Below are 3,589 nucleotides of genomic sequence, written 5' to 3'. Positions count from 1 at the left end.
TCCACGCCGGTCAAGAACGAACCCCACCGCGTGGTACCGGACAGCGCCGCCGCCACCTCCGGTGAGCCGTCATCGACCCACGCCCACCGCCCCGCGGGGACCTCCCCCACCGCCGAGCGACCCTCACACAGGAATTGCCACAACGATTCCGGGCCAGCTATGTCACCCGGGAAGCGGCATCCCAGACCGATGACGGCGATCGGCTCGTCCATCGATCCTCGCTCGCCACTCACGAGCACCTCGGGCGCGGCATCGGGCTCCGACCCCGTCAGAAACCGCGCCAGCGCATCGATCGTCGGGTACTGCCAGAACTCCACCGGCGAAACCACCCGACCCAGCAGCTCCGACAGCTCACCGGTGAGCACCACCACGTCGGCCGAACCGACACCCAGATCGTGCATCGAGGCATCCACGTCGACGTCATCGGGACTGCAGCCGATGTTCATCACCAGATAGTCGACCAACCACCGGCGCACCGCGCCCTCGTCAAGGGCCGAACTCATGCCGAAACGTCCAAACGACTGAACTCGTCCAGCCGGTAGCGCTCCACGCAGGCCGAACGCCGCACCTTTCCGCTGGTCGTGATCGGAATCGAACCCGGCGACACCAGAACCAGATCCGCGACCCGCACGCTGTGCGACTTGGAAATAGCCGACGTGACTTCCTGTTTCACCGTGCGCAGCCGGTGCAGCGCCTCCTCGTCGGAACTCCCCCGCTTCTTCAGTTCCACGATCGCGACCAGCTGTTCCGTGCGATCGTCGTGGATCGATATCGCCGCGACCCGGCCGCCGGTGATCTCCTGAATCGTTGCCTCGATGTCATCGGGATAGTGGTTGCGCCCGTTCACGATCAGCAGATCCTTGATCCGGCCAATGATGAACAGCTCACCCTCCGACATTGCCCCCAGATCCCCGGTACGCAACCACGGCCCCTGCGGCGTGCCCGGCGACGGATCGACCAGCACGGCGCCAAAGGTGGACTCCGAAGCTTGGGGGTTTCGCCAGTAGCCGGCGGCGACGTTGTCGCCGTGTACCCAGATCTCCCCCACCCTCCCCGAGGGGTTTTCAATCCGGGTGTCGGGATCGACGATGCGCACCGTCGATGATCTTGGCGCGCCGTAGCTGACCAGCTCCGAACCACAATCGGTTCCGCAGCGCATCGCGTGTCCGGCGGCCAACTTCTCATAGTCGAACCGCACCGTCGCCCGCGGCTGGCCCGCCGGCGCCGACGCCACGTACAGCGTTGCCTCGGCCAGGCCGTACGACGGCCGCAGCGTGGTGTCGGGCAGGTTGAACCGCGAGAACCGCTCAGCGAACCGCCGGATGGTCGCGGCGTGAATGCGTTCACTTCCGCTGATGATCCCCAGCACGTCGCCCAGGTCGAGCCCGGCCATGTCCTCATCCGACGTTCGTCGCCCCGCCAACTCGAACGCGAAGTTCGGCGCCGCCGACCACGTGTGGCTATTGGTCGCCAACAACTGCATCCACCGGGCCGGCTTCTGCAGAAACGACACCGGACTCATCAGCACTGCCGGTCGTCCGACGGTTCCGCCTGCGACGCCGGCAGGGACCAGCATCGGCGCGAAAACCCCTTGTATCAGCCCCATGTCGTGGTATAAGGGCAGCCACGACACAAAGGTGATGTCTGGCGGTGGGACGCTTCCGCGGTCCTCGAAGTAGTCGGAGAATACCTGTTCGAGGTTGGCGATGACGTTGCGATGCGACACCACCACACCGGCCGGCTGGCGAGTCGACCCCGATGTGTACTGCAGATACGCCGCCTTCGGACATGGGCCGACATCCGCATCGAGCATCCGTGGCGAATCGAAGTCCAGCGCATCGATCTCTACGACCGCCGGCGCGAATCCGCCGGGCTGCGCCACGGCATATGCCATCACGTCGTCGACGACCGCAGACGTCGTCAGTATCACCACCGGCGAGCAGTCACGCAGCGCCCCCGACACCCGCTCGTCGTGCGTACCGAATTGCGGCACCGAAAGCGGGACCGCGATGAAACCAGCATGCATCGCGCCAAGGAAGGCGACGATGTAATCCAAGCTCTGCGGAGCCAGTATCGCTGCTCGATCCCCCGCCGAGCCGTAAGCCAACAACTCCTCGGCGACGACCCGCGCTCTCCGATTCACCTGTGACCACGTCAAACGCTCGGCAAACCCTGCGGGGTCCAGCTCGTAGTCGATGAACGTGAACGCCACGTCATCCGGCTGCTGCCGCGCACGCTCGGCGAGTATGGCTGGGATGGAGTCAACCACCGGCATCACGAAACCTCCGTTTGGTTTGCCGCGTACTGGCCACTCCCCACCGGGTAAGCCGACCGGTATCCGGTAAATGGAGATCTGGGCCACGGCTCCCTCGAACCGAGGCTAACACCGCTTTCTCCAACTCGCCGGACGAGCGTCTTGTGAAGCGGGGTCCGTTAACCTCCTCGTAAGGCTAATTATTCCCGGTTTCCCAGTTTGCGTGCGTAACTAGAGCTTTACGTTGCCGTAATCGCATTCTTTGGTACGGAAAGCAACGCGGCCTGCCGCTGGGCGGTAGCTGTGACGCACAACATCGCGTCGCAATGCGGCGCCAACTGTCTGTGTGACTACGAGCCTCTGCAGTGCGACGCGATTTTGTCCTCGACGTCGCCGACCAGTTCCGGTAAGTGGTCGTTGAGATAGAAGTGATGACCGGTGAACACCCGCGCTGTGAATTCCGACGCCGTGCGCTGCGACCACGGCATTACCTTGTCGTAGGTGGCGACTTCGTCGTCATCGCCTACGAACGCGAAGATGGGGCACGACACGGTCGCATCCGGTGGACACTCGTAGTTCGCAATCGCCTTGAGTCCCCGCAATGTTGGCAGGATCTTCGCAGCGAACTCCTCGTTCTCCAGGAACTCGGGATTCGCACCGGTCATCGCGCTCACTGCATCGAGCAGGCCGCGGTCGGACTCCGGAATGTGGTCGTAGCCGATTCGACCCGGTGCGGCACAGGCGGACACGAACAGGGCTGCAATGGGGTTGCCCGCCGCTTCGAACCGACGGGCGACTTCGAATGCCACCAAGGCGCCCATGCTGTGGCCGAAAAAAGCGACCTCTCCGTCGGATTGATCCGCCGGGGGGAGCTTCTCGCACACGCCATCGGCGAGGTCGGGAATGCTGGTGAAAGACGCAAGGTCGTGAGTACCCCGCCGTCCCGGATACTGAACCGCGATGCGTTTGATGTCGCTGGAGAAGGCCTTGGCGAAGGGCACGTAGAACTGCGCCGATCCACCGGCATGGGGGAAGATGTAGAGCTTCGGCGTGCGCCCCGTCACGCGCCCACAGTACCGCCGACACCGCCAACGCATCCGCTCAACCAACTGGGCGCGATGTACAACCTCACCTACCGCGTGGTCGGTCTGCTCCGTTCGTGCGACTGGCGCGCGATTTCGACACCATCGCCTGGGCTATTCCGTTGTGTGCTGGTTCGTTACGTGCGTTGTACGCGATCTTGTTGTGACGCTGGCATTTCCGCTAGCGGCCGCGCGCTTACGATAGGCCCGAATCCTATGGTGACCGAGATGGCGCTGCACTGGGATTCGCTGC

The 3,589-nt window shown here is 63.9% G+C and carries 3 protein-coding genes; all 3 read right to left on the bottom strand.

What is annotated here, in order from left to right; genetic code table 11:
* The coding region (locus tag QOC69_RS32470; protein WP_526446603.1) for an acyl carrier protein at window positions 1–503 on the bottom strand (503 nt) is incomplete at its 3' end.
* Entirely contained in the window at window positions 500–2,275 is a 1,776-nt protein-coding gene (locus QOC69_RS32465; RefSeq protein ID WP_526446602.1) for a fatty-acid--AMP ligase, read from the bottom strand. The genes QOC69_RS32470 and QOC69_RS32465, both read right to left, overlap by 4 nt.
* Window positions 2,276–2,604: 329 nt before the next feature.
* Window positions 2,605–3,318, bottom strand: coding sequence for a thioesterase II family protein (locus QOC69_RS32460; RefSeq protein ID WP_526446601.1), 714 nt, complete (start codon window positions 3,316–3,318; stop codon window positions 2,605–2,607).
* Between the last annotated feature and the right edge of the window lie 271 nt (window positions 3,319–3,589).

It is taken from the genome of Mycobacterium sp., from assembly GCF_032162105.1.
Classification (GTDB): Bacteria; Actinomycetota; Actinomycetes; order Mycobacteriales; family Mycobacteriaceae; genus Mycobacterium.
This window is presented reverse-complemented; position numbering and strand designations above follow the sequence as displayed.

Bases quoted from the DNA above. Each gene is read 5' to 3' on its own strand.
- QOC69_RS32465 (WP_526446602.1), bottom strand. From the start codon at position 2,275: ATGCCGGTGGTTGACTCCATCCCAGCCATACTCGCCGAGCGTGCGCGG.